Origin of the sequence: Nitratireductor sp. StC3 (assembly GCF_003015025.1) — a bacterium.
Taxonomy (GTDB): Bacteria; Pseudomonadota; Alphaproteobacteria; order Rhizobiales; family Rhizobiaceae; genus Mangrovimarina; species Mangrovimarina alexandrii.
Genome location: NZ_PYBP01000004.1, coordinates 443,400 through 468,564, shown reverse-complemented (window position 1 = coordinate 468,564; position 25,165 = coordinate 443,400). Strand labels below are relative to the sequence as shown.

Below are 25,165 nucleotides of genomic sequence, written 5' to 3'. Positions count from 1 at the left end.
ATTTTGTTCTCATCATGGGAGCCGGACATATGCCGCGTCGAAAACGCCATCTCAAGATCAACAGCTATGACCTACAACAGATCGACCAACAGATCGGGTTGTTGCGCATTGCCACGAGGCGCGCGCAAATTTCACTCACGCCGCTTCGCGAGCATTACAGCGCGCTTTCTGAGCTAGACCGCGCTCTACACCGGGCGCTCAATCTGTTGAATGATCGCCCGGCCAATTACCGCGAGCCGCATCACGCACCGATGTCACAGGGCTAAATCGGGAGGCGCTTTCCGCATCACTGCCTGCTGGCAAAAGGACTAGGATGCTAAGAAAAACTGCTAATAAGTGCTGCTAATAGAATTCCGAAAAGCCAACAAAATCAATTAGTTAGCAAGATGGCTGGGGAACCTGGATTCGAACCAGGACTGACGGAGTCAGAGTCCGCTGTTCTACCGTTAAACTATTCCCCAACGGCAATGCCGGTCTTCCCGGCGCACATCCGGCGGCAGTTCGACGCGCAACCCGGATGCGCGCGCTTCTAGCATATCCGCCGCGCCGATCAAGCCTTTCCTGACGCGGCGCGAATTTCGCAGGACCCGGCGTTCGCCGGCCGGTGACACGGTGTGCGGTCACGCAAAACCCTTGGTGATCGCGCCCGCCGCTGCTACATTGTTGGCAACTGAACGATTGCGGCGCCAGCGGCAACCTTGCGATTTGCGCGGCGCCAGAAGGACGGAAGTGTGAAGGACCTCGAGGACGGCGACAAAACGCCGGACGCGGAGGCCCCCGGCCGCTGCCCCGGCAAACGTCGCCGCGGCAAACGCAAGGCGGCGCAGGCCAGGGCGCATAACCGCGCCGATGGCGGCGGCGCCGGTGGAGCCGAAAAGCCGGGCGCCAATCCGCAGGACGCACAAAAACGCAGGCGCAAGAAGCGTCGCCGCGGCCGCAAGGCTTATGTGCGCGACGCCGGCAATGCCGTCAATGCCGTGGCGCCAAACGCTGTCGGCGGGCCGGCGGAGCGGTCCGCCGGCCCGCCGGTCGTCAACGGCAAGACTAAGCCTGCGGCTTCCGGCGCCGTGCAAAGGCCGGGGCACCGGCACGCCCAGGCGCCGTTCGTGCCGCCGCCCGCCTATGCCGCGCTCGACCTCGGCACCAACAATTGCCGCCTCCTGGTCGCCGTCCCCAATCGTCCCGGCCGGTTTCGGGTCGTCGACGCGTTTTCGCGCATCGTTCGGCTCGGCGAGGGGCTGACGGCGAACGGGCGCCTGGCCGACGACGCCATGGCGCGCGCGCTCGAAGCGCTGAAAGTGTGCGCCGGCAAGCTGGAGGCGCGCAAGATCGCGCGCGCGCGCCTGATCGCCACCGAAGCCTGCCGCGCCGCCGCAAACGGCGCGGACTTCATCGACCGGGTGCGCGAGGAAACCGGCCTGACGCTCGAGGTCATCGACCGCGAGACCGAGGCGCGGCTGGCCGTGTCGGGCTGCGGCTCGCTGGTGGAGCGCGAAACGCGTGGCGTGGTTCTGTTCGACATTGGCGGCGGGTCCTCCGAAATCGCGCTGATCGACATTTCCCGCCGGCGCAGCCGCCGCCTCGCCAACCATATCGTGTCGTGGACGTCGCTGCCGGTCGGTGTGGTCTCGCTTTCAGAGCGCTTCGGCGGCCGCCATGTGACGCCGGAGATCTTCGCCGCCATGGTCGACGACGTCGCCGGTATGATCGACGCGTTCGACGGCCGCGACCGGCTGGGCGCGGTCGCCACCGGCGAGGGGTTCCACCTGCTCGGCACCTCCGGCACGGTGACGACGCTCGCCGGCATCTTTCTGGACCTGCCGCGCTACGACCGCCGCCGCGTCGACGGATTGTGGATGAACGAGGCCGATATCGACCGCATGGTCGAGACTTTGGTCGGCTGGGGCTTCGACGAGCGTGTGAAAAACCCCTGCATCGGCGCGGATCGTGCCGATCTCGTGCTCGCCGGATGCGCCATCCTGGAGGCGATCCGGCGCACCTGGCCGGCGACCCGGTTGCGGGTGGCCGATCGGGGGCTGCGCGAGGGCATTTTGACCGAATTGATGGCGGAAGACCGGGTCTGGGACCGCGACCGCCGCCCACGGAGCCGTGTCTCGTGAAGAAACCAGATCCGAAACCGGGCGCGCGGGCGCTGAAGGCCCGGGTAAAAAAGAAGCGTGGTCTGAAGGCCTCGTCGCGACGCTGGCTGGAGCGGCATCTGAACGATCCGTACGTGCACCGCGCCAAGGCCGACGGCTATCGCTCGCGGGCCGCCTTCAAGCTGACCGAGATCGATGACCGGCAAAAACTGCTCAAGCCGGGGGCGCGCGTCATCGATCTCGGCGCGGCGCCGGGCGGCTGGTCGCAAGTTGCGGTGCGGCGCACCGGCTCGCCGCCGGATGCGCCCACGGTTGTGGCGATCGACTATCTCGATATGGACGCGATTGCCGGCGTGACGTTCCTGAAGATGGATTTTCTCGACGACGACGCGCCCGAGCGGCTGCTTGACGCGCTCGGCGAAGCGCCCGACGTGGTGTTGTCCGACATGGCCGCCCCGACCACCGGTCATAAGCGCACCGACCATATCCGCACCATGCACCTATGCGAGGTGGCGGCCGATTTTGCCATCCAGGTGCTGCGTCCGGGCGGGCATTTTCTGGCCAAGACCTTCCAGGGCGGGACCGAAAACGACCTGCTGACCCGGCTCAAGCGGAATTTCGCCAGCGTGCACCACGTCAAGCCGCCGGCCTCGCGCGACGAATCGGTCGAACTCTATCTGCTTGCCAAGGGCTTCAAGGGACGCGCAGCGGACTGACCGGCCCTCAGCGCGGTGGCAGCACCTGCGAGCGGGCATTGTCGCCGCCCAGCCTGTGGCCGGAGACCGCGTTTCCGGCCGTCGGATGCAGCATCCAGAAGGGCAGGGCCGCCAACGCCGCCACCCCCGCGACGATGAAAAACGCGATCTGGAACGCGCCGGCCTGCAGCGGCTGGCCGGACATGATCGTCACGGCCTCCAGGATGACGCCGGCCAGCGCGACGCCGAGCGCGATGCTGACCTGCTGCGTCACCGCCGCGATCGCAGTCGCCTGTCCGGCCCTGGCATCGTCGAGGTCGGCAAAAACCAGCGCATTGACCGAGGTGAAGAACAGGGAGCGCAGGAAGCCGGCGGCAACCAGCACCACCATGATCACCCAGACCGGGGTGCCGGCGCTGAACAGGCCGGCGGCCGCGATCATCAGCGCCCCGCCAAGCGCGGCGGTGACGAGCACGGTACGGAAGCCGCCGCGCCTGAGCGTGCGCCGGGCGAAGAACTTCATGCCGATGGCGCCGATGGCGGCGGTGAAGGTCAACATCCCCGATTCGAACGGCGTCATGCCGAAGCCGAGCTGGAACATCAGCGGCAGAAGGAACGGCGTCGCGCCCGAGCCGAAACGGAAGATCGAGCCGCCGCTGATCGCGGCGCGGAAGCTGGCATTGCCGAACAGGCTGAGGTCGAGGATCGGGCGCGGCGCGCGGCGTGCGTGTACGAGATAAAGTGCGGTGGCGCCAAGCCCCACGCCGAGCGTGACCAGACCGACGATCGGCGGCAGCGCCGGCAGGCTGACGACGGAGAGGCCGAACACGATACCGGCCGCCGCCACACCGGACAAAACGAAACCGCGCATGTCGATCGGTGCCGTACCCTCGCCACCGGCTTCCGGCAGCAGAAAGGCGGCGGCCACGATGCCGGCGAGCCCGATCGGCACGTTGATCAGGAAAATCCAGTGCCAGCTCACGAAAGTGGTGATGAAACCGCCGACCGGCGGGCCGAGCAGCGGGCCGATCAGCGCCGGCGCCGTCAGCCAGGCCATAGCCGAGACGAGGTCGCCGCGCGGCGTCGCCCGGACCAGGAGCAGGCGCGCCACCGGCGTCATCATCGCCCCGCCCATGCCCTGCAGGAAGCGCGCCAGCACGAAGCCGGAAAGCGATCCGGCGAAGGCGCAGGCGATCGAGCCGACGACGAACACGCCGATCGCGGTGCAGAACACGCGCCGCGCGCCGAACCGGTCGGCCATCCAGGCGCTGATGGGGATGAAGATCGCGACCGAAACCAGATAGGCGGTCAGGGCCAGCTTGAGCGCGATCGGGTCCGTTCCGATATCGGCCGCGATCGCCGGCAGCGAGGTCGCGATCACCGTGGAGTCCATCTGTTCCATGAACAGGGCGACCGCGAGCACCAGCGGAATGGTCCGGTTCAAACTGCTGTCCTGACTGCGATTCTTCTTCTTCGCCCGGGCGGTAGCACGTCCGGGCGTGGCTGTCCTGTGCCAAAGCCGAAAATGGCCGGTGCCTGGACAGAGCCGTGAGCCGGCGCAGTCAAACCCGCAGTCTAGTTGGACGGGTCCACGCCGCCGCTTCGTGCGATCTCGGCCGCGTAGCGCCGGGTTTCCTCGATCCGCTCGCCGGTTGCAGGATGGGTGGTCAGGATCGCGCCATTGCCGGCATCGCCGAAACGCGCGCGCATCAGCTCGAAGAACCGCGCGATCGCGGCCGGGTCGCGCCCGGCGCGCGCCATGATCTCGACGCTGTAGCGGTCGGCGTCGCGCTCCTGGCGGCGTGAATAGGAAAGCGCCAGGAGCGCCGATCCCTGCACCAGCAGATCCTGCACGCCGGATCCCACATCGCCGCCGATCACCATGATCAGCCCGACGACGCCGGCGGCGCGGTAAAGCTGGCGCAGGCTGTGATCGTGCTCGACATGACCGATCTCATGGCCGAGCACGCCGAGAACGAGCTCGTCGTCCGAACCGGCCAGATCGACGAGTTCGTCGGTGACAACGATCGTGCCGTTGGGCAAGGCGAAGGCGTTCGGGCCGATCGGTCCGCCGCTGCGAAACTGTAGGTCGAAGCGCGATGCGCCGCGCGGGGTGAGTGCGGCGAGTTCCAGAAAATCGGTCGCGATCCGAGCACGCCGCTGTTCGGGCAGGGTGCTTTCGGAAAAGGCGGTCTCGTCGAGCGAGGCGAGCGCGCCCTTGCTCATCAATTCGGGCACGATCTCGGGCGTCGCCAATACCGCCACCTCGACAAGAAGCGGCACGGCGAAACGGTAGACGCCGACCGCCAGAAGCACGACCGCGGCCACCAGCACGATCAGGCGCGGCCGAAAACGCTCGATCTCGACCAGCCAGCGCGAGCCGCGGCCGAGGACGTCGGCGAGCAGCCGGTCGACACCGTCATTGTCGCGGCACACGAACACGCTGTCGTCGGAAAACCCGATGCGCCGGGGCACCGAGCCGACGCGCCGCGATATGAGAAGGTCGGATCGCGCACTGCGCACCAGGATCGCGCCGGTCTGCGCGTCGCGCACGGCGACGTCGCCATCGTCGGTCAGAAAAAGCTCAGCCGCGATGTCGCGCCCTGAGCGCGCGGCGTGCCATTTGCCAGCTACCTTGGGTTCAAAAGCCAAAGTCGAGCCCCTCCACATCCATATATTCCGCGCCGACGGCTGCCCCTTCATCGGTTATCGTGTCGATATAGCTGTCGAGCGCCCCGACCGTGTCGAGCGCCGTGCAGGCGGCGAGATAGCGCGCCATGCGTACCGCAGCCCAGGGGCGCAGCAGTCCCAGCGAGAGCACCGTGGCGACGAGATTGGAAAGCGAAATCCAGACATAGCGCCAGCGCCCGAGCGTGGAGGCGAGTGCGTGGCGTCCGTCGATGACGGTCTCGCTGACGGCGACGTTGCGCGAGCCGGCGTGGTAGAGCAGTCCGACGACCACGTAGAGCAGGATCAGCGGCAGGAAGCCGACATAGATCAGCGCCAGCACGCCGGCGGTCAGCGTGCCGACGCCGCCGCCGCCGCCGACGAGGTCTGAGAGTTGGGAGCCGTAGAGATAGCCGAACGCGAGCGAGCCGGCGAGGAACAGCACACCACCGCCGCCAAACAGGATCGCCGGCAGCCACCATTGCCCGAAAAGCTTCTCCAGGCGCGGATCGCAGTCGATCGGCCGGCCGCCATAGGTGAGATTGCCGAGCGTATAGCTCCAGATCCAGCGCGAGGCGACGGGTGCAAGAACACCCAGCGTACCCCAGGTCAGCACGCCGCCTGCCACATAGGCGAGCAGGGCGCCCCAATACCCGCCCTCGAAGTCGAAGCGGACATTGCGATAGCTCGTCACCCGGGCGCGGAAGCGCAATCCGCGCATGACGAGGTAGGGCAGGGCGAGAAAGAAGCCGATTACCAGGACGATGCTGAAGCCGGGCGCAAAATAGAGCGCCAGATTGTAGGCGGCGATCAGCGCCAGCGCGATGATGCGGCCGAGCAGGATCTGGCCGGGCTTGGCGTGATATTCGAAACTGGCATCGCCAAGACGGGTGCTGCCGTGAAAAAAGCGCATGCGGCGTACCTTGGCCCAGGCCGAATAGATGCCGAGCGTCAAAATCGTCAAAAGCACGTTGACCAGCCAGATACCGAAATATTCGCGCGCGGTCCCGGTGAAGACGAACGGTTCGCGCCGCATCGCCTGATCGGCGTCCCCGTGTTCGCGTATTGGTGCCGTCTCGTTCATGGACCGGTCTTTCCCGCCAAGGCTCCGGTTGACGTGGGCCAAATCTTGGCCTCCGGCGGCCGGCACGGCAAGCGGAACCTTTTCGTGCCGGCCGCCGGACCACGATGCGTCAAGCTGTCTGCGGGCTTCTTTTCAATGTCATCCAGACGTGATACCAGCCAGCGCCAATCCTGAACGGGAAATCAGCGACTCGGCGTGGCCATAAGGGGCCGCGCCGGTTTCAGCATTCAAGGAATGGCCATGGCGAAAATCATCGAAAGCGTGACGGGTCTGGAAGCGTTGACCTTCGACGACGTGCTTCTGCAGCCGGGCCATTCGGACGTGCTGCCGGGGCAGACCGACGTCAGCACCCGCATTGCCGGCGACATCGATCTGAATATTCCCATCCTGTCGGCGGCCATGGACACGGTCACCGAATCTCGCCTTGCGATCGCGATGGCGCAGGCCGGCGGAATTGGGGTCATCCACCGCAACCTGACGCCCGCCGAGCAGGCCGAGGAGGTTCGCCAGGTCAAGAAATTCGAATCCGGCATGGTGGTCAATCCGGTCACGATCGGCCCCGACGCCACGCTTGCCGATGCCCAGGCGCTGATGCGTTCGCACGGCATTTCCGGCATTCCGGTGGTCGAAAGCGGCGGCACTGGCGGCCACACCACCGGGCGGCTGGTCGGTATCCTGACCAATCGCGACGTCCGTTTCGCCTCGGATCCGGACCAGAAGGTTTCGGAACTGATGACCCACGAGAACCTGGTGACGGTCCAGGACGGCGTCGACCAGAAGGAAGCCCAGCGTCTCCTGCATCAGCGCCGCATCGAAAAGCTGCTGGTGGTCGACGAGCACGGCCGTTGCATCGGCTTGATCACGGTCAAGGATATCGAAAAGTCGCAGCTCAATCCGAACGCTTCAAAGGACGCGCAGGGCCGGCTGCGGGCCGCGGCCGCGACCAGTGTCGGCGATGACGGGTTCGAACGCGCCGAGCGGCTGATCGACGCCGGCGTCGACCTCTTGGTCATCGATACGGCGCACGGCCATTCCCAGCGCGTGTTGGATGCGGTCGCGCGCGCCAAGAAACTGTCGAACGCCGTGCGCATCGTTGCCGGCAACGTTGCGACCGCGGACGGGACCAAGGCGCTGATCGACGCCGGCGCGGATGCGGTCAAGATCGGCATCGGGCCGGGCTCGATCTGCACGACCCGGATCGTGGCCGGCGTCGGCGTGCCGCAGCTCTCCGCCATCATGGCGGCGGCCGAGGAAGCCGACAGACAGGGTATTGCGGTGATCGCCGATGGCGGCATCAAATATTCGGGCGACCTGGCCAAGGCGCTGGCCGCCGGCGCGCGCGCGGCCATGGTCGGTTCGCTGCTCGCAGGCACCGAGGAGAGCCCCGGCGAGGTCTATCTGCATCAGGGCCGCTCCTTCAAGGCCTATCGCGGTATGGGCTCGGTGGGGGCCATGGCGCGCGGCTCGGCCGACCGCTATTTCCAGGCCGAGGTGCGCGACACGCTCAAACTCGTGCCCGAGGGGATCGAGGGCCAGGTGCCCTACAAAGGGCCGGTCGGCGGCGTCCTGCACCAGCTCGTCGGCGGGTTGAAGGCGGCGATGGGGTATGTCGGCGCGCACGATCTGGAGACGTTTCGCCGCCGCGCGACCTTCGTGCGCATTTCCGGCGCGGGTCTGCGCGAAAGCCACACCCACGACGTCACCATCACCCGCGAAAGCCCGAACTATCCCGGCGTGAGCTGACAAAGCCGCGCTTACGCGGCCCGGGGCTGGGTGGCGGTCGCAAAAATCAGCGAGCGGTGCGTGGCGGTGCCGGCGAAGGCGCCGTCTCCCACCGCCAGCGCCACCGAGGCGACCGGGCGCACGGCGTCGCCGCAGGCGAAAACGCCGGGCACCGTGGTCTGCCGGGTGTCGTCGGTGACGATCATCGGGCCGAGGGGCGCGTCCTTCAGCGCGCAGCCCAATTGTTCGGGGATGGTGCTTGCGATGCGCGTGCGCGGCGTGACGAAAAGTCCGTCGAAGGCAAGATGTCGGCCGTCGCGCAGGATCGCGACCGGGGCGCCGGCCTCGCCGCCGATCTCCGCGACGGTGACCGGCTCGATCGCGACACCGCGCCGCTCGAGTTCCGCCATCTCCGGGGCATCGGGAACGACGGCGCCATTGGCGAGCAGCGTGGTGGTGCCCCATTCCGGCAGCATCATCGCCTGATGCAACGCCATCGGGCTGGTCGCGAGAACCCCGATGCGACCGCGTTCGAGCTCGTAGCCGTGACAATAGGGGCAGGCCATCGCGCCGACGCCCCAATGCGCAGCAAGGCCCGGAATCTCGGGCAGGATGTCGGCGACGCCGCAGGCGATCACCACCCGGCGTCCGGCAAGCCGCCTGCCGTCGGCGAGCGTGATCTCGAAGCCGTCGATCTCCCCCGATGCCGTCGTCGCATGGCCCTCGAGCCATGCCACGGTCGGATAGGCGAGCAATTGCTGCCGCGCTTCGCGTGCGATCGCCTCGGGCGCATGGCCGTCGCGGCCGAGAAAACCGTGCGAGCTGCGAGCGAAGCGGTTGCGACGCTCGCCGGCGTCGACGATCGCGACACTGCGCCGGGCGCGTGCGAGCGGCAAGGCTGCCGACATGCCGGCATAGCTGCCACCGACGATGATGACGTCAAACATGAAAGTCTCCCTTTCCCGGATAGCGGTCGAACCGGTTGCGGAAATCGGCGAAGACGTCGGCCAGCGTGACGGAGGAAAGGCGTTCCAGAATACGCTGTTCGGCGTCGCTTAACGTATCTTCCAGCGCGGCGTTGACGGCCTGTTCGATCGAACAGCGCGGTTGGCTCGTCCGGTTGCCGAAGGCGAAGAAATCCGGTGCGCCGAGCGCGCGATGGATATCGGCAAGCGTGACCGCCTCGATCGCGCGCGCCAGCTGCCAGCCGCCGCCATGGCCCTTTTCGGAGACGACGATCCCGGCCTTGCGCAAGCCTGCCATCGTGCGGCGCACCGCGGCCGCGTTGCCGTGCATGAAGCGCGCCAGGTCCGCCGATCTGAGCGGCCGGTCGGTGTCTGCCATGTGCAGCAGCAGATGAAGCATGGCGGAAAGCCGCGTGTCGCGTTTCATGTATCAATAAATGTTACATGATAGCGATGATGTCAACCCAGACAGGGCAGGACGTGCCAATCGGGTTTCTCGCGGTCGCGCGTCTGGATCGAGATCGATCCAGACGCGGCTGTCGCATGTCGGGTCCGGAAGTGCTATCGGCTTGGGGAGAGACCTACAGCGAAGGAGCGCCGCGCATGAACCAGACCGCCATCATCTGGCCGATGATTGCCCATGTCGTGCTGGTCTACTGTATCTATGCGCTGATCGCCCGGCGCCGCTACGCCGCCATCGAGGCGGGCTCGGCAAAACCGTCGCAGTTCCGCGAGAACGTTGTCGAGCCGCCCGAAAGCCAGTTCGTGCGCAACAATCTGGCCAACCAGTTCGAATTGCCGGTGCTGTTCCATTCCGGATGCCTGGCGCTTTATGTCACCGGCGGCGCGGGGCTGGTCGCGGTGGTTCTGGCCTGGCTGTTCGTTGCCTCACGCGTGGTCCACGCCGTTATCCATGTCACCACCAACCGTATCCGCCACCGCCAGCCGGCCTTCGCCCTCGGCTTTCTCGCGCTCGGCGCGATGTGGTTGTGGCTGGCCTTGCATCTTCTGGGGCTCGTCTGAGCCAGGTCGATCCCGCTCGGGCGCCGCCTCGACGATGCCGCGTATCAGCGTGGCCAGCGTTCGGCATTCCTCGGCCCTGGCGCTGTTCTTGCGTCGCGCGAGGCAGACGGTGCGCGCGGGCATGGGAGCGGCGAACGGTACGACCTTGAGGCCGCGGGTCTGGCCGGCCGCCGCGATCGCCATTTCGGGGATCAAGGTCACGCCGAGCCCGTGCGCGACCATCTGGACGAGTGTTGTCAGGCTGGTTGCGCCGTAGCTCGCCATCGCCACCGGCTTGACGCTGCCGCATACGGCAAGCGCCTGTTCGCGCAGGCAATGGCCTTCCTCGAGCAACATCAGTCTTTCCAGAGCCGGGCTTTCCGGCGGTACCGGCGGCGCGACGAAGTCCGGGTCGTCGGCCGGCGCGGCGAGAAAGAAGCGATCCTCGAATAGCGGTTCGGCCACCAGGCCCGGCGCCTTGATCGGCAGCGCGGCAATGAAGGCGTCGAGCCCGCCGACCGACGTTTCCGACACCAGTGTCGCCGTTACCGCCTCGCGCAATTCGAGTTGAAGGTCCGGAAAACGCCGTTGCAGCGTGGGCAGCACCCGCGGAAGCAGATAGGGCGCGACCGTCGGGATCAGGCCGAGCCGGAAACGTCCCTCCATCGGCCGGCGGCCGCTCTGCGTCGCCGCCTCGATGTCGCGGACTTCTGATAGCATCGCGGCGAAACGAGGCAGCAGCGAGCGCGCATCCTCCGTCAGCCGCACGCCGGCGCGACCGCGTTCGAAGAGCCGGCAGCCGAGCTTTTCCTCCATTTCCGCGATCTGTGCCGAAAGCGCCGGCTGCGTTACCCCGACCAGCGCCGCGGCACGGCCGAAATGCAGGGTTTCGGCGAGCGCTTCAAAATATTCCATCTGGCGCAGCGTCAAGCGTATCATAATTTGAAATTATCAAAATGAATAGAAAACGCAATTTGTATCTATGAAAGATGCGGCCTAGTTTAGAACCATTCAACGAAAGCTGCCGGCTCTTGATCCGGTGCGGTTTCGACGACACCGAGAATGTCGCGATGGGAGGCCAAATTCGTGATCGATCGTCCGCCGGGCGACATCGTGGCGCGCAGGCCTGCCGCTTGCGCAAGGCTTTGCCTGTGGGCAACGGGACCGCGGGCCTAACCCGGTGAGGACCGGTCGTGGCGTGCGGCGTGTCGGCGGAATCGGCAAGGGTATCGTTCTGCGGAGGCCGGAAGGCCTCGCTGGATGATCGGAAGAATTTTAGATCGGATCGGAGAACAAGATGGACGCCAAGACTGACAAGAACGCGGGCAAATGCCCCGTCCTGCACACCTCCGTTGGTGTCAGGTCTAACCGCGACTGGTGGCCCAACCAGTTGAACCTGAAAATTCTGCACCAGAATTCGAGCCTGTCCGACCCGATGGGCCCGGCATTCGACTATGCAGAGGAGTTCAAGAAGCTCGATCTGGCCGCGGTGAAGAAAGACCTTCACGCGCTGATGACCGACAGCCAGGATTGGTGGCCGGCCGACTATGGTCATTACGGGCCGCTCTTCATTCGCATGGCCTGGCACAGCGCCGGTACCTACCGCACCGGCGACGGGCGCGGCGGTTCCTCGTCGGGCTCGCAGCGCTTTGCCCCGCTCAACAGCTGGCCGGACAATGTGAACCTCGACAAGGCGCGCCGGCTGCTGTGGCCGATCAAGCAGAAATACGGCAACAAGATTTCCTGGGCCGACCTGCTGATCCTCACCGGAAACGTCGCGCTGGAATCGATGGGCTTCAAGACGTTCGGTTTCGCCGGCGGACGCGAGGATATCTGGGAGCCGGAGGAAGACATTTACTGGGGCGCGGAAGACGTCTGGCTCGACGACAAGCGCTATTCGGGCGAACGCGATCTGGAAAACCCGCTCGCTGCCGTGCAGATGGGACTGATCTACGTCAATCCGGAAGGACCGAACGGCGAGCCCGATCCCGTCGCCTCGGGCCGCGATATCCGCGAAACCTTCGCGCGCATGGCCATGAACGACGAGGAAACCGTCGCACTGACTGCCGGTGGCCACACGTTTGGCAAGTGCCACGGTGCCGGTGATGCGGCGCTGGTCGGCCCCGAGCCGGAAGCGGCCGGCCTGGCCGAGATGGGGCTTGGCTGGAAGAGCAGCTTCGGCTCCGGCGTGTGGGGCGACGCGATCGGCAGCGGCCTTGAAGGTGCCTGGACCCCCGATCCGATCAAATGGGACAACGGCTATTTCGACATGCTGTTCGGTTATGAGTGGGAGCTGACCAAGAGCCCCGCCGGCGCCTGGCAGTGGAAACCGAAGGACGTGGCCGACAAGGATCTCGCCCCGGCCGCTCACGATCCCTCCAAGCGCGTGCCGACCATGATGACGACCGCCGACATGGCGATGCGCATGGACCCGATCTACGAGCCGATTTCGCGGCGCTTCCATCAAAACCCGGACGAGTTTGCCGATGCCTTCGCCAGGGCCTGGTTCAAGCTGACCCATCGCGACATGGGTCCCAAATCGCGCTATCTCGGCCCGGAAGTCCCGGCCGAGGATCTGTTGTGGCAGGATCCGATCCCGCCGGTCGACCATGACCTGATCGACGCCGCGGATATCACCGTTTTGAAGGGCAAGATCCTCGCCTCCGGCCTTTCGGTGTCCGAGCTCGTTTCGACCGCCTGGGCCTCGGCCTCGACCTATCGCGGTTCCGACAAGCGCGGCGGCGCCAACGGCGCCCGTATCCGCCTGGCGCCGCAGAAGGATTGGGAGGTTAATCAGCCGGCCCAACTCGCCAAGGTGCTCGACACGCTCACCGGCATCCAGAGCGACTTCAACGCCGCGCAGAGCGGCAACAAGAAGGTCTCGCTCGCCGACCTGATCGTGCTGGGCGGCAACGCGGCGGTCGAAAAAGCGGCGAAAGCCGCAGGCCACGATGTTGAAGTCGCCTTTTCGCCGGGGCGCACTGACGCTGCACAGGAAGATACCGACGTGGAATCCTTCGATGTGCTGGAGCCGGTCGCGGACGGTTTCCGCAACTATCTCAAGGCGCGGTTCACCGTGCCGGCCGAGGAAATGCTGCTCGACCGGGCCCAACTGCTGACGCTGACCGCGCCGGAAATGACGGTGCTGGTCGGCGGCCTGCGTGTGCTGGGCGCCAATCACGGCCAGTCGAGCCATGGCGTCTTCACCGCCCGCGCCGAAACGCTGACCAACGACTTCTTCGCCAATCTGCTCGATATGGGCACGCAGTGGAAGGCGGTTTCCGAGGACGAGGACACGTTCGAGGGCCGCGACCGCAAGACGGGCGAACTGAAATGGACCGGGACCCGTGTCGATCTGGTCTTTGGGTCGAATTCCCAACTCCGTGCCCTGGCCGAGGTCTACGGCCAGGACGATGCGCAAGCTAAGTTCGTTGCCGACTTCGTGGCGGCCTGGAACAAGGTGATGAACGCAGATCGGTTCGATCTCGCCTGATCCGGCGTGCGCCGGCGTTGCCGTCCTTGCGTCGGCGGCGGTGGCGCGACCGTGAACGAACCATAAGGGCGCGGCCTCGGCCGCGCCCTTCGCGTTGCAGTGTGGCGTGTTTTTCGGCGTGCCCCTCGGCAAGCTTGGACGACCCCCCCTTCACCCTGCGGGCAAGATGGTTTAGGTCGCTCGGTAATCGGGTATGCCGACATCGGGGACACCGGAATGCGTCTAGGGGGACGGCTCGCCGCCGCCATCGAAATCATCGAGGATATCCACACGCGCCATCGGCCTGCCGCCGACGCGCTCAAGGATTGGGGCCTGTCGCATCGTTTCGCCGGGTCCGGCGATCGTGGCGCGATCGGCAATATCGTCTATGACGCGTTGCGCCGGCGCCGCTCGGCGGCGTGGATGTTCCAGTCGGACGCCCCACGCGCCCTGGCGCTGGGCGCGCTGCTGCTTGAATGGGATATGAACCTGGCCGACATCGATGCGGCGCTGGCCAAGGACGATTTTTCTCCGCCGCCCCTGACGGACGAGGAACGCCGCGCACTGGCGGAAAACCGGCTCGAGGATGCGCCCGACCCCGTGCGGGCCGACTGCCCGGACTGGTGCATCCCGTCGATCCAGGCCGCGTTCGGCGCAGACTGGGTCGAAGAGGCGGCCGCGCTTGCGTCCCGTCCACCGCTCGATCTGCGCGTCAATCCGCTGCGCGCAAGCCGCGAGCGTGTGCTGCAGGAGATCGAGCGCAGCGGCGCGGGGCCGGCACGGATCGCCCCGTATGGCGTCCGTATCCCGCCGATCCGCGGCAGCGGCCGCCACCCTAATGTCCAGGCCGAGCCCGGCTTCCGCAAGGGCTGGTTCGAGGTTCAGGACGAGGGCTCGCAGCTGACCGCCGCGCTGGCCGGCGCCACCGCCGCCATGCAGGTGCTGGACTATTGCGCGGGCGCGGGCGGCAAGACGCTGTCGCTTTCGGCGGCGATGGAAAATGGCGGCCAGCTTTTCGCCTACGATGCCGAAAAGGCCCGGCTGGCGCCGATCTTCGAGCGCCTGCGCCGCGCCGAGTGTCGCAACGTGCAGGTGACGGCGCGGGCGGACGAGCTCGAGCCGCTTGCCGGGCGCATGGACCTGGTGGTCGTCGACGCACCCTGCAGCGGCTCGGGCACGTGGCGGCGCCGACCCGACGCGAAATGGCGCTTGACGGCACGCCAGGTCGAGGTGCGGCTTTCCGAGCAGGCCGAAATCCTGCAGCGGGCGAGCCGGTTCGTGAAGCCCGGTGGCCGTCTCGTTTACATCACATGCTCGATTTTTCCCGAGGAGAATAGCGTCCAGATACGGAATTTTCTGGACGCGAACGCGGATTTTGCAGCCGTCGATGCCGAAGCCTTGTGGCGCGACCGCTTTGCCGCGCACGCCGCGCATTGCCGCACGAGCGACCCGGGCCTGCTTCTGTCGCCGCGGCTCACCGGCACGGACGGATTCTTCTTCGCCATGGTGCAAAAGGCGGGCTGACGGGCAGACGCCGTTTGATATTGCGTTGCAGCATTTCGCCTTTGCAATGCAGCAATTGCTTTGCGACAATGGCCAGCCGGCAAAGTGTTGAACGCGGCGCGCAGCGCCGGTGCCGGGTCGGCCGAAGGCCTCGAAGGAGCAGCAGATGGCAGCGATGATCGTACCGGAAGACGGGTTCGAAGAGCGGGTGCGTGCCAGTTTCGCGCGCCAGCAGGCGATGACGACGATCGGCGCCGAACTGACCCGGGTCACGCCAGGCATGGTCGAAATCGAGATGGCCTATAGCCAGGCGCTCACCCAGCAGCACGGTTTCCTGCATGCCGGGGTGATCTCGGCGGCGCTCGATTCGGCTTGCGGCTATGCCGCCTACTCGCTGATGCCCGCCGACGCGGCGGTACTGACCATCGAGTTCAAGGTCAATCTGCTCGCGCCGGGCAAGGGCGAGCATTTCCTGTTTCGCGGCTCCGTCACCAAGCCGGGTCGCACCATCATCGTGGCCGACGGCCAGGCCTATGCGTTCGGCGACGGCGGCGAGGCCAAGCTGGTCGCCACCATGACCGGCACCATGATGACCGTGCAGGGCAGGCAAAACCTCGCCGGCTGACGGTTGCCAAGCCGAGCGATCCCGCACGCCTGTGGGCGAGCAAGTGCCGATTTCTGTGAGCGCAGGGCTGCCCTGCCGTGCCCGGCCATTGCGTGGCCGTGCGATTCCGCCTAGTTCCCTGTCATGACAGAGACCACCCATCCCGATACCGTCCTTATCATCGATTTCGGCAGCCAGGTCACCCAGCTGATCGCCCGGCGCGTGCGCGAGGCCGGCGTCTATTCCGAGATCGTTCCGTTCCAGTCCGCCGCCGAGGCCTTCGCGCGCGTTGCGCCCAAGGCGGTGATCCTGTCCGGCAGCCCGCATTCGACCGTCGACATCGGCTCGCCGCGCGCGCCCGACGCGGTGTTCGAGGCTGGCATTCCCGTTTTGGGCATCTGTTATGGCCAGCAGACCATGTGCGCCCAGCTTGGCGGCACGGTCGAGGCCGGCCACCACCGCGAGTTCGGCCGCGCTTTTCTTGACGTCAAGCAGGAATGCGCGCTGTTCAAGGGTGTTTGGGCCGCCGGAACCCGCCATCAGGTCTGGATGAGCCATGGCGACCGCGTCACCGATATTCCGCCGGGTTTTGAGGTCGTCGGCACCTCCAGCGGCGCGCCGTTCGCCGCGATCGCCGACGAGGCCCGTCGCTTCTACGCGGTCCAGTTCCATCCCGAAGTCGTCCATACGCCGGACGGCGCCAGGCTTTTGGCCAATTTCGTGCTCGACATTGCCGGCCTGAAGGGCGACTGGACCATGGCGGCCTATCGTGAGCAGGCGGTCGCCGCGATCCGTGCCCAGGTCGGCGACGGTAAGGTGATCTGCGCGCTCTCGGGCGGCGTCGATTCCTCGGTCGCCGCGCTTCTGATCCACGAAGCGGTCGGCGACCAGCTCACCTGCATTCTGGTCGACCACGGCCTGATGCGCAAGAACGAGGCGGCCGAGGTGGTCGCCATGTTTCGCGAACATTACAATCTGCCGCTGGTGCTGGTCGACGCGGCCGACCGGTTCGTCGGCGCGCTCGAGGGCGAGGCGGACCCCGAGAAGAAGCGCAAGACCATCGGCCGGCTGTTCATCGAAGTCTTCGAGGAGGAAGCCAAAAAGCTCGGCGGCGCCGACTTCCTCGCCCAGGGCACGCTCTATCCCGATGTGATCGAAAGCGTGTCCTTCACCGGCGGCCCGTCCGTCACCATCAAGTCGCATCACAATGTCGGCGGCCTGCCGGAGCGCATGAACATGCAGCTCGTCGAGCCGCTGCGCGAACTCTTCAAGGACGAGGTGCGCGTGCTCGGCAAGGAGCTCGGCCTGCCCGACCATTTCATCGGCCGGCATCCCTTTCCCGGCCCGGGGCTCGCCATCCGCTGTCCGGGCGGCATCACCCGCGACAAGCTCGACATCCTGCGCGAGGCCGACGCGATCTATCTCGACGAGATCCGCAAGGCCGGCCTCTACGACGCCATCTGGCAGGCCTTCGCCGTGCTTTTGCCGGTGCAGACGGTCGGCGTGATGGGCGACGGCCGCACCTACGAATTCGTCTGCGCGCTGCGCGCCGTCACCTCGGTCGATGGCATGACGGCGGATTTCTACCATTACGATATGGAATTCCTCGGCCGCGCCGCCACCCGCATCATCAACGAGGTCCGCGGCATCAACCGCGTCGTCTACGACGTGACCTCCAAGCCGCCCGGCACCATCGAGTGGGAATAAGCTTCGGCGAACGGTTGCCAACGGGGGCCGGTTGATATCGGGTTTGGGCGCAGGCGGCGGTTGCGGTCGGGTGGCGGCCGAATGCCCAGCGGCCCGCCCCGGGGGGCGAGCCGCAAGCCGGTTTCAGCAATCGCAATCGGAGAAGCGGCCATCGCCGCAGGTCGCACACATATCGGCGATCGCCTCCTTCAGCGCCTGTCGCGCCCGGTGTAGCCGCACACCGAGATTGTTCTGGGTCACACCGTGATCTTCGGCGACGGTGGCGCGAGCCTCCTCATTGAGGTCGATGCGGCGGATCAAATCGGCCTGGTCGTCGCGCAGACGCGCCAGCGCGGCGCTCACGCATTGACAGGCCGGCGAACCGTCCGCGCTCGGGTCGGTTTCGGTCTCGCGCGGTTCCAGGCGGTAGGCCTCCTCGCCGCGCCTTCTGGCGGCGCGGCGCCGGTACTGATCGACAAGCACCGAGCGCATGACGCAGTGCAGCCAGATCTCGGCATGGGGCACGTCGTCAGGCGCGCCATTGCAGCGCAAGGCCTTCAAACAGAGTTCCTGAAAGGCGTCGTCGGCATCTTCTGGCCGATTGAGCCGCCACCGGAAATAGCGCAGATACGCCTTGCGGTGTTCCACAAGGCACTGTTGAACCGCGGTAACGGGCTCCCGATAGGCCGCGCCCGATGCGACGTCGGCGGCATGATGGGCAGTCATGACAAATCTCCAAACTCAAGGCGTGCAAGACAGCCAGCGAGGGCACGACGCGCATCGCTGGCGGTTCTTCAGGCTCGGGTCTGAAGGCGGGGCGGCTTGAAAGGCCGGTAGCTGGGACTTGGCGGATCCCGGTCGCGGCGGTTCATCGACAGGCGGCTCGCGGTCACAACGATGCCGACATCCACCGGTTTCGGCGGCAGATTGATGGCGCACGTCCCCGCCGGGCGGCAACACTGGTCGACGGCGACGTCCGGTTCGCTGGCGGCCAGCCGGCAGGACAGATCAGTCGGATCGGCCGCGATCTGATGGGCGTCTTCGGCGGCCGCGGCGAGCCTGGGATAGTCGGCCGCCATGGCGAGCGTGATGGCGGCAAGCAAAACCAGCGATCCGGCGCGCAGGCGCGCCGACCACCAGACCGTTTCTGCTTTCTTGCGCCGCACGAGCAGGCTCTTTGGTTCTTGGAATCGCAACCGCAGTCTCGACAAGAACCGATGGCTTCGCCTTGACCTCCGTCAATTCCATGGCCGGTTTCGACAGTTCACGCGTTTGTGATGGGCGTTGGGCGCCCTTTGCATATGTGCTTGTTGGCAGGGGGGCGCTGGCCAGGCGGCACCCGCCTCTGGCCGGCCTCGTCCCCGCGTGAAAACACCAATCTTAAATCAGACAGAAAGGAGGGGTGCGCCGGCGATGAAACGATCGGCGTGCGCCAATGAGGGACTGTCGCATTGGGACGTCCGGCGGACTGTGCGATGGCGTCCTTCCCGACACAGGGGGCGAGCCCCAACGCGCTGGCGTGTTTTTGGACGCGGCAGCGTTTCTGGCGGCGGCGACCTTCACCGGCAGGGCGCCGCCACGGCAGCCGGCCCCTTGAGATCGGCGGTTTTATCGCGAACCCCACCCGGCGCATAGATTGTAAAGCGGGGCGAAGACCAGGGCGACATACCACCCGTAGACGAAGGAAACGCCAAGTCCCCAGAAGAAATCGGGCCAACTCAGCCATTCGAACCAGGGAATCAGGGCAAGCCATGTCCGGTACATGGCCTGGCCGGGAATAACGAGATCGAAGATCACGCATACGGCAAATGTGATCGCCAGGAACAGGCCAAGGCTCATGCCAAGGGCAAATACCGGGACCTGGCCGGTGGTCGCGTGCGGCGCGATGTCGGAGCGGCCGCTGCCGCTCTCGGTGCGGACGGTGTTCATGACAATCCTCCTCGTCTCGCGGGCCTTCGGCGGCCGCTCGGCCGGTGGCTGAGGGCGTGACCCGGCTGCCGACAAAGACGTCCCGCAGCCCGTTTCGTTACGCGCGGCGTTCCCGGCGGGCATCGAGCGGCGGACGGCGCGGATCGGATCCAGGAAGCCGGATCGGCCGGTCTTGCCGGGCCGGCCCCGCGTCGCCCATGGCGACCCGCTTCCGATTGCCCGGTTTCGAGCCTTCGCCGCGAAACGCCGTAATGAACCGGCGGCTTCGGCGTCCTTGTCGGTGAGAAAGGCCGTGCCCGAGGGCGGCAGTCACCGATGGAGGCGAAGACATGCACAAGCATCGGCACAAGGACGCGCCGTCTATGGGGCCTGTGAGTATTGCTTCCGCACGGCGGCGTGCCACGGGCGGTTCCTCAAGCGTCCGGCGGCCTATGCCCGGCCTGTCCCAGCCTGTCCTCGCGCCGGCCCGGATACGCACCACCGGGAACACCTGAATGAACCACATGGCCAGCCACCACCACGCAGACGCCCGCGCCGCGCGCGCCAAGTCGCGGACGCATCACGGCCATGACGCTCATGGCGGCCACGACCATGGCGCGATGATCGCGGACTACCGCAGGCGCTTTTGGATCACGCTCGTCCTGACCGTGCCGATCCTGCTGCTCGCCCCGATGATCCAGGGCTGGCTGGGTCTCGAGCAGGCGCTCGACTTTTCGGGCGACGCCTCTGTGCTCGCCGCGTTGTCCTCGGTCGTCTATTTTTACGGCGGCTGGCCGTTCCTGTCCGGCTTCTGGTCCGAGATGCGCACCGGCCGCACCGGCATGATGACGCTGATCGCGGTGGCCATCACCGCGGCCTATGCCTATTCGATGGCGATGGTCGTCATCGGCTCGCAGGAGACCTTCTTCTGGGAGTTGGCGACGCTGATCGCCATCATGCTGCTTGGCCATTGGATCGAGATGAAGTCGATCATCGGCGCGGGCAAGGCGCTCGAAAAGCTCGCCGCGCTGATGCCAGACACCGCCCATCTGGTCGAGCCCGATGGCGGCATCCGCGATGTCTCGGTCTCGGATTTGAACGGCGGCGAGACGCTGCTGGTCAAGCCCGGAGAGAAGGTTCCCGCAGACGCGGTGATCGTCAAGGGCGAGTCGGCGCTCAACGAGGCCATGCTGACCGGCGAGTCCAGGCCGGTCCACAAGGGGCCGGAGGCGCAGGTGATCGGCGGCTCGATCAATGGCGAGGGCGCGCTCACCATCAAGGTCGTGCACACCGGCGAAGACAGCTTCCTGTCCAACGTCATCAGACTGGTCGAGGACGCGCAGGCCAGCAAGTCAAAGACCCAGGATCTGGCCAACAACGCCGCGCGCTGGCTGACCTTCATCGCCCTCGGCGGCGGCCTGGTCACCGTTCTTTTCTGGACGCTTGCGACCGGCCAGGGCTTTGCCTTCGCCATGGAGCGCGCGGTGACTGTCATGGTCATCGCCTGCCCGCATGCGCTGGGGCTGGCCGTGCCGCTGGTGGTGGCGCGCTCGACGGCGATCGCCGCCGGCAACGGCCTCCTGATCCGCGACCGCACCGCCTTCGAGGAGGCGCGCAATACCCAGGCCATCATCTTCGACAAGACCGGCACGCTGACCAAGGGCGAATTCGGCATCACCGACACTCTGGTCTTCGACACGCGCTACAAGGAGGCCGAAATCGTCGCCTACGCCGCGGCGGTCGAAAGCCGGTCGGAACATCCGATCGCCAAGGGCATCGTCAACGACGCGCTCGACCTTTGGGGTGTCGACGATTTCAGGGCGATCCCCGGCAAGGGCGCCGAAGGGTCCGTCAAGGGCCGGGACGTGAAGGTCGTCAGCCCCGGTTACTTGCGCGCCAACGGGTTCGAAATCGGCGATCCGCGTTATGAAACGCTCAGCGGCGAGGGCAAGACGGTTGTGTTCGTGCTGATCGACAACGAACTCGCCGGGGCGATCGCGCTTGCCGACATCGTCAGGCCCGAATCCAGGCAGGCCATCGCCGACCTGCAGAAGCTCGGCATCCGCTGTATCATGCTGACCGGCGACAACAGGCAAGTGGCCGACTGGGTCGGCCGACAGATCGGGCTCGACGAAGTGATCGCCGAGGTCCTGCCGCAGCAAAAGGCCGAGACGGTCAGAAAGATCCAGGAACGCGGGCTGATCGTCGCGATGACCGGCGACGGGGTCAACGACGCCCCCGCGCTCGCCCAGGCCAATGTCGGCATCGCGGTGGGCGCGGGCACCGATGTCGCCATCGAGACCGCCGACATCGTGCTGGTGCGCTCCGATCCTGGCGATGTCGCCGCCATACTCGGCCTGGCGCGGGGGACCTACGGCAAGATGATCCAGAACCTCGCCTGGGCGACCGGCTACAACGCTTTCGCGATTCCCGCCGCCGCCGGCGTGTTCTTTTCCTGGGGCTTGGTGTTGAGCCCCGCCATCGGCGCGATCTTCATGTCGGCGAGCACCGTCATTTGCGCGCTCAACGCACAGCTTCTCAGGCTCGACCGGCAGCGCGGCGCCGGTGCCGGCCCGGCGCCGGCCGCCGTGCGATCGCCCGCCGGCGCGCAATGATCAAGGAGATCATCCAATGCAACACAATCCACCGCCGCAAGGCGGGCGTGGCTCACCGCCCGGACGCCGCGACAATGGCCGAACCTGGCCGCTGATCGCACTCCTGACCGGCCTGATCGCTGCTCTGGTCTACCAGTATCGCGCCGCCATACCTGTCGAGCTGCTCTCCGTCGCGGCATTGCTGGCGCTGTGCGGCGGCATGCACGTCTTCATGCATCGTGGAGGGGGACATCGCGGACGGGGGCATGGCGGGCATGGTCGAGACGGGCATGAACGGAACCGCTCGATCCGGAAGGACGACTGGCCTGACGAGGACGACCGGGGGACCGCGTGAGGGCACAATCCCGGTATGCGTCCTGATGTCCGTACCGCCCCGGCTTCTGGCGGTCGTCGTCATGGCCCTGTGGGCGATGTGCTACCCCCTGATCGCCTTGGCGCTCGACGATGCCCCGCATCTGACTTTCGCCGCTCTGCGCGCGGCACTCGGCGGCGCGACCTTAATGGCGGTGGCCTTGGCAACGGGCGTCAGCTGGCCGGCCGCCGGGCGGCAGTGGCGCTGGATCCTCGTTGCCGGCGTCGGCATGACCGGAATCGGTTATTTCGGCATGTTCCATGGCGCCGAATTCGTCGCGCCTGGGCTGGCGACGGTGATGTCCAACGGGCAGCCGCTGATCGCCGGGCTGCTGGCGACCGCCTTTCTGGGGGAGCGCACCGGCGCGACCGGCTGGAGCGGCCTCGTGATCGGCTTCGTCGGCGTCGCCGTCATCGCGCTGCCAAGCTTCCGGCCAGGCGCGGACGCGACCGACCTGATCGGCCTTGCTTATGTGCTGCTGGCGACCACCGGCGTGGCGGTCGGACACATCGCGATCAAGCGTCTTGCCGAGGACGTCGCACCGGTCATGGCAATGGGGCTGCAGCTTGCAGTCGGCGCGTTCCTTCTGGCCGGTCTGGCGATCGCCATCGAAGACCCGACGAGGATCGACTGGACCGGGCGTTTCGTGCTGGCGCTGCTGGGACTCGCGCTGCCCGGAACCGCGCTCGCCTTCTGGCTCTGGCAAATCACTCTCGCGCGGCTCGCGGTTTCGCAAGCCGTGGCCTTCAGTTTCATCGTCCCGGTGATCGGCTTGACGGTTGGATGGGCATTTTTCGAGGAAACGGTAACGACGCTGACGATTGCCGGTGCCGTGTTGTCGGTCATTGGCGTCTGGCTGGCAACCGGCCAAGGGAGCCGCGCCGAAGCGCCCGCAACGCCGGGAGGCGCATGGCGGGAACCGTGGTTTCCAAGGCCGTCAAAACAGCCTCCGGCATTCCCAGATCGTTGAAACCGGCGCCGGCCGGGGGCGGTCAGTGCCGTCGGCAAGCCGCTCTCGCCTGCCATCGTCCGGCCGCATTTCGGGAAACCGGGTCAGGAACCGGGTTCAACCCGGGCGCTGCGGCGAAGGGCGGACCCTTGCCAGATAGACCCGCTCGAAGGCGAACACCGCTGCCATCGCGCCCGCAGCGATGACGACGATGGCCGGGTCGGCCCGCCATTTCATCGTCGTGAAGGCGGCAAGCACCACCGCGTCGAGCGCAATCGCGGTCAAGAGAATCCAGCCGCTGGCCCCGACGTCCCGGCGCAGATGACGATAAACGCCCCAATGGATGATGATGTCCATCACCAGGTAGAAGAAGGCACCCAGCGCCGCGATGCGCGACAGGTCGAAAAACACGGCCAGGACGGCGGCGATGACGACCGTATAGACGAGCATGTGATCTCGGATCGCGCCCGGCATGCCGAAATGGCTGTGCGGGATCAGCCTCATCTCGGTGAGCATGGCCAGCATGCGCGAGACCGCGAAGATCGAGGCCAGCAGGCCGGACGCGGTCGCGACCAGCGCCAGGGCCACGGTCAGGTAGAACCCGGTGCGCCCGAGCGCGGGTTCCGCCGCCTCAGCCAGCGCATAGTCCTTGGCCGCGACCAGAGCGTCGAGCGACAGGCTGGACCCTACCGCCAGGGCGACCAGCAGGTATACGACGACGCAGATCAGGATCGACCAGATGATGGCCCGGCCGACATTGCGATGCGGATCGGTGATCTCGGCGCCCGAATTGGTGATCGTGGTGAAGCCTTTGAAGGCCAAAATCGACAGTGCAACCGAGGCGAGGAAACCGGTGGGCGAAAAGCGGCTTGCCCCGCCCGACGCCTCGAACGACAGGCCGCTCGCCCACAGCGCGGCGGCGCCGAAAAGGGCAATGCCGCCCACCTTGAGCACGGCCATGACCAGCAAAACCAGGCTCACCGAGCGGCTGCCCGCGACGTTGACGAGCCAGGCCGCCAGGATCAGCGCCACGGCGATTGCCGGCACGGCGATGCCGCCGGGCTCGCTTCCCAGGCCCCGAAGCGCATAGGTGGCGAATGTCCGCGCCACCAGGCTCTCGTTGATGACCATGGACAGTGCCATCAGCAGCGCCGCGCCGGCTGCCACGGTCGTCGGTCCGTAGGCCCTTTGCAGGATCATGGCGATGCCGCCCGAAGAGGGATGGGCGTTGGAAACCTTGACGTAGGAATAGGCGCTGAAGCCGGTCACGACGGCGCCGAGCAGGAACGACAGCGCAAACCACGACCCCGCCAGTTCGGCGATCTGGCCCGTCAGCGCCAGGATGCCGGCGCCGATCATCACGCCGGTGCCCATGGCGACCGCGCCGGGCAGGCTGATCGAACCGGCTTGGTCGGTTTTGTCAGGCGCGTCGGTATTGTGTGTCAAAGCGCGGCGATCACCTTGGCAAGCATGTCGCGCACCTGGGCGGCGACCTCGGCCAGTTTTTCGTTGTCGATGGCCTGCATCGAGGCGACCGGGTCGACGGCGCTGACCTCGATGCCGTCCTCGGTCTGGCGCAGGATCATGTTGCACGGCAGCATGGCGCCGACGCGCGGCTCGATGCCGATCGCCTGCCACGCCATGGTCGGATTGCAGGCGCCGAGGATCCGATAGGGGTCCATCTCCTCGTCGAGCTTCTTCTTCATCGTTGCCTTGACGTCGATCTCGGTCAGAACGCCGAAACCGTGGTCGGCCAGGACGCTGCGGACCTTCGAGTCGACAGCGTCGAAATCGGCGCCTTCAATCGTGCGGGTGATCGTGTAGCCCATGGAAAACTCCCTG

At 66.4% G+C, this 25,165-nt stretch carries 22 protein-coding genes, 1 tRNA gene and 1 pseudogene; 12 read left to right on the top strand and 12 right to left on the bottom strand.

Annotated elements, in window-relative coordinates; all coding sequences use genetic code 11:
• The first annotated feature begins 29 nt into the window (after nt 1-29).
• The gene (locus C7T96_RS11745) at nt 30-266 is read left to right on the top strand and encodes a hypothetical protein (protein ID WP_106571397.1); all 237 of its coding nucleotides are present in this window, start codon (nt 30-32) and stop codon (nt 264-266) included.
• Nucleotides 267-387: 121 nt separating this feature from the next.
• Here the strand turns inward: C7T96_RS11745 and C7T96_RS11740 are convergent.
• Nucleotides 388-461, bottom strand: a tRNA-Gln gene (locus tag C7T96_RS11740).
• Between the two features lie 270 nt (nt 462-731).
• Here C7T96_RS11740 and C7T96_RS11735 point away from each other — a divergent pair.
• Entirely contained in the window at nt 732-2,120 is a 1,389-nt protein-coding gene (locus tag C7T96_RS11735) for a Ppx/GppA phosphatase family protein (RefSeq protein ID WP_245414129.1), read from the top strand.
• A complete protein-coding gene (locus C7T96_RS11730; RefSeq protein ID WP_238719667.1) occupies nt 2,117-2,815 on the top strand; it encodes an RlmE family RNA methyltransferase in 699 nt (232 codons plus the stop codon). The genes C7T96_RS11735 and C7T96_RS11730 overlap by 4 nt, the downstream gene beginning before the upstream one ends.
• Nucleotides 2,816-2,822: 7 nt before the next feature.
• Here C7T96_RS11730 and C7T96_RS11725 read toward each other — a convergent pair whose 3' ends face one another.
• The 3 genes from C7T96_RS11725 to C7T96_RS11715 form a co-directional block, all read right to left on the bottom strand.
• Nucleotides 2,823-4,238 (bottom strand): MFS transporter, encoded by a 1,416-nt coding sequence (locus tag C7T96_RS11725; protein WP_106571395.1) that lies wholly within the window; start codon nt 4,236-4,238, stop codon nt 2,823-2,825.
• A 131-nt stretch (nt 4,239-4,369) separates the two neighbouring features.
• Nucleotides 4,370-5,446, bottom strand: coding sequence for a M48 family metallopeptidase (locus tag C7T96_RS11720; RefSeq protein WP_245414128.1), 1,077 nt, complete (start codon nt 5,444-5,446; stop codon nt 4,370-4,372).
• Entirely contained in the window at nt 5,436-6,545 is a 1,110-nt protein-coding gene (locus C7T96_RS11715) for a YjgN family protein (RefSeq protein WP_106571393.1), read from the bottom strand. Before C7T96_RS11715 ends, C7T96_RS11720 begins: the two co-directional genes overlap by 11 nt.
• A 240-nt stretch (nt 6,546-6,785) precedes the next feature.
• Here C7T96_RS11715 and guaB point away from each other — a divergent pair, with 240 nt between their 5' ends.
• Nucleotides 6,786-8,288 carry an IMP dehydrogenase gene (gene guaB, locus C7T96_RS11710; protein WP_106571442.1) on the top strand — a complete coding sequence of 501 codons (1,503 nt, stop codon included), beginning with the start codon at nt 6,786-6,788 and terminating at the stop codon, nt 8,286-8,288.
• Between the two features lie 11 nt (nt 8,289-8,299).
• Here the strand turns inward: guaB and C7T96_RS11705 are convergent, their stop codons facing one another.
• Nucleotides 8,300-9,214, bottom strand: a complete 915-nt coding sequence (locus tag C7T96_RS11705; RefSeq protein ID WP_106571392.1) for an NAD(P)/FAD-dependent oxidoreductase — start codon at nt 9,212-9,214, stop codon at nt 8,300-8,302.
• On the bottom strand, nt 9,207-9,659 hold the full coding sequence (locus C7T96_RS11700; RefSeq protein WP_106571391.1) for an Rrf2 family transcriptional regulator: 453 nt from the start codon (nt 9,657-9,659) through the stop codon (nt 9,207-9,209). Before C7T96_RS11700 ends, C7T96_RS11705 begins: the two co-directional genes overlap by 8 nt.
• Before the next feature lie 176 nt (nt 9,660-9,835).
• Here C7T96_RS11700 and C7T96_RS11695 point away from each other — a divergent pair, with 176 nt between their 5' ends.
• A complete protein-coding gene (locus C7T96_RS11695) occupies nt 9,836-10,255 on the top strand; it encodes an MAPEG family protein (RefSeq protein WP_106571390.1) in 420 nt (139 codons plus the stop codon).
• Nucleotides 10,256-10,288: 33 nt separating this feature from the next.
• On the opposite strand, the pseudogene C7T96_RS11690 reads toward C7T96_RS11695, so the two are convergent.
• Nucleotides 10,289-11,173, bottom strand: a pseudogene (locus tag C7T96_RS11690) (hydrogen peroxide-inducible genes activator); the annotation flags it as partial.
• Nucleotides 11,174-11,531: 358 nt separating this feature from the next.
• Here C7T96_RS11690 and katG point away from each other — a divergent pair.
• The 4 genes from katG (at nt 11,532) to guaA (ending at nt 17,520) form a co-directional block, all read left to right on the top strand.
• Nucleotides 11,532-13,727, top strand: a complete 2,196-nt coding sequence (gene katG, locus C7T96_RS11685; RefSeq protein ID WP_106571389.1) for a catalase/peroxidase HPI — start codon at nt 11,532-11,534, stop codon at nt 13,725-13,727.
• Between the two features lie 216 nt (nt 13,728-13,943).
• On the top strand, nt 13,944-15,230 hold the full coding sequence (locus C7T96_RS11680) for an RsmB/NOP family class I SAM-dependent RNA methyltransferase (RefSeq protein ID WP_106571388.1): 1,287 nt from the start codon (nt 13,944-13,946) through the stop codon (nt 15,228-15,230).
• Nucleotides 15,231-15,375: 145 nt separating this feature from the next.
• Complete coding sequence (locus C7T96_RS11675) at nt 15,376-15,834, top strand: PaaI family thioesterase (protein ID WP_106571441.1); 459 nt, start codon at nt 15,376-15,378, stop codon at nt 15,832-15,834.
• A gap of 123 nt (nt 15,835-15,957) precedes the next feature.
• Entirely contained in the window at nt 15,958-17,520 is a 1,563-nt protein-coding gene (gene guaA / locus C7T96_RS11670; protein WP_106571387.1) for a glutamine-hydrolyzing GMP synthase, read from the top strand.
• Between the two features lie 123 nt (nt 17,521-17,643).
• On the opposite strand, the gene C7T96_RS11665 is transcribed toward guaA, so the two are convergent.
• From C7T96_RS11665 to C7T96_RS11655, 3 genes are all read right to left on the bottom strand, one after another.
• The gene (locus C7T96_RS11665; RefSeq protein WP_106571386.1) at nt 17,644-18,225 is read right to left on the bottom strand and encodes an RNA polymerase sigma factor; all 582 of its coding nucleotides are present in this window, start codon (nt 18,223-18,225) and stop codon (nt 17,644-17,646) included.
• A 68-nt stretch (nt 18,226-18,293) separates the two neighbouring features.
• Nucleotides 18,294-18,665, bottom strand: coding sequence for a hypothetical protein (locus C7T96_RS11660; protein WP_146149173.1), 372 nt, complete (start codon nt 18,663-18,665; stop codon nt 18,294-18,296).
• A gap of 442 nt (nt 18,666-19,107) precedes the next feature.
• Entirely contained in the window at nt 19,108-19,428 is a 321-nt protein-coding gene (locus C7T96_RS11655) for a DUF5676 family membrane protein (protein ID WP_199190462.1), read from the bottom strand.
• 494 nt (nt 19,429-19,922) lie between these two features.
• Here C7T96_RS11655 and C7T96_RS11650 point away from each other — a divergent pair, with 494 nt between their 5' ends.
• From C7T96_RS11650 to C7T96_RS11640, 3 genes are read left to right on the top strand one after another with little or no spacing between them, the layout of a single operon-like run.
• Nucleotides 19,923-22,022, top strand: a complete 2,100-nt coding sequence (locus C7T96_RS11650) for a copper-translocating P-type ATPase (RefSeq protein ID WP_245414127.1) — start codon at nt 19,923-19,925, stop codon at nt 22,020-22,022.
• Nucleotides 22,023-22,038: 16 nt separating this feature from the next.
• On the top strand, nt 22,039-22,356 hold the full coding sequence (locus tag C7T96_RS24040) for a hypothetical protein (RefSeq protein WP_158264351.1): 318 nt from the start codon (nt 22,039-22,041) through the stop codon (nt 22,354-22,356).
• A gap of 25 nt (nt 22,357-22,381) precedes the next feature.
• Entirely contained in the window at nt 22,382-23,344 is a 963-nt protein-coding gene (locus C7T96_RS11640) for a DMT family transporter (protein WP_106571383.1), read from the top strand.
• 96 nt (nt 23,345-23,440) lie between these two features.
• Here the strand turns inward: C7T96_RS11640 and C7T96_RS11635 are convergent, their stop codons facing one another.
• Complete coding sequence (locus tag C7T96_RS11635; RefSeq protein WP_245414125.1) at nt 23,441-24,769, bottom strand: APC family permease; 1,329 nt, start codon at nt 24,767-24,769, stop codon at nt 23,441-23,443.
• Nucleotides 24,766-25,152 (bottom strand): DUF302 domain-containing protein, encoded by a 387-nt coding sequence (locus C7T96_RS11630; protein WP_106571382.1) that lies wholly within the window; start codon nt 25,150-25,152, stop codon nt 24,766-24,768. The genes C7T96_RS11635 and C7T96_RS11630 overlap by 4 nt, the downstream gene beginning before the upstream one ends.
• Nucleotides 25,153-25,165 lie beyond the last annotated feature (13 nt).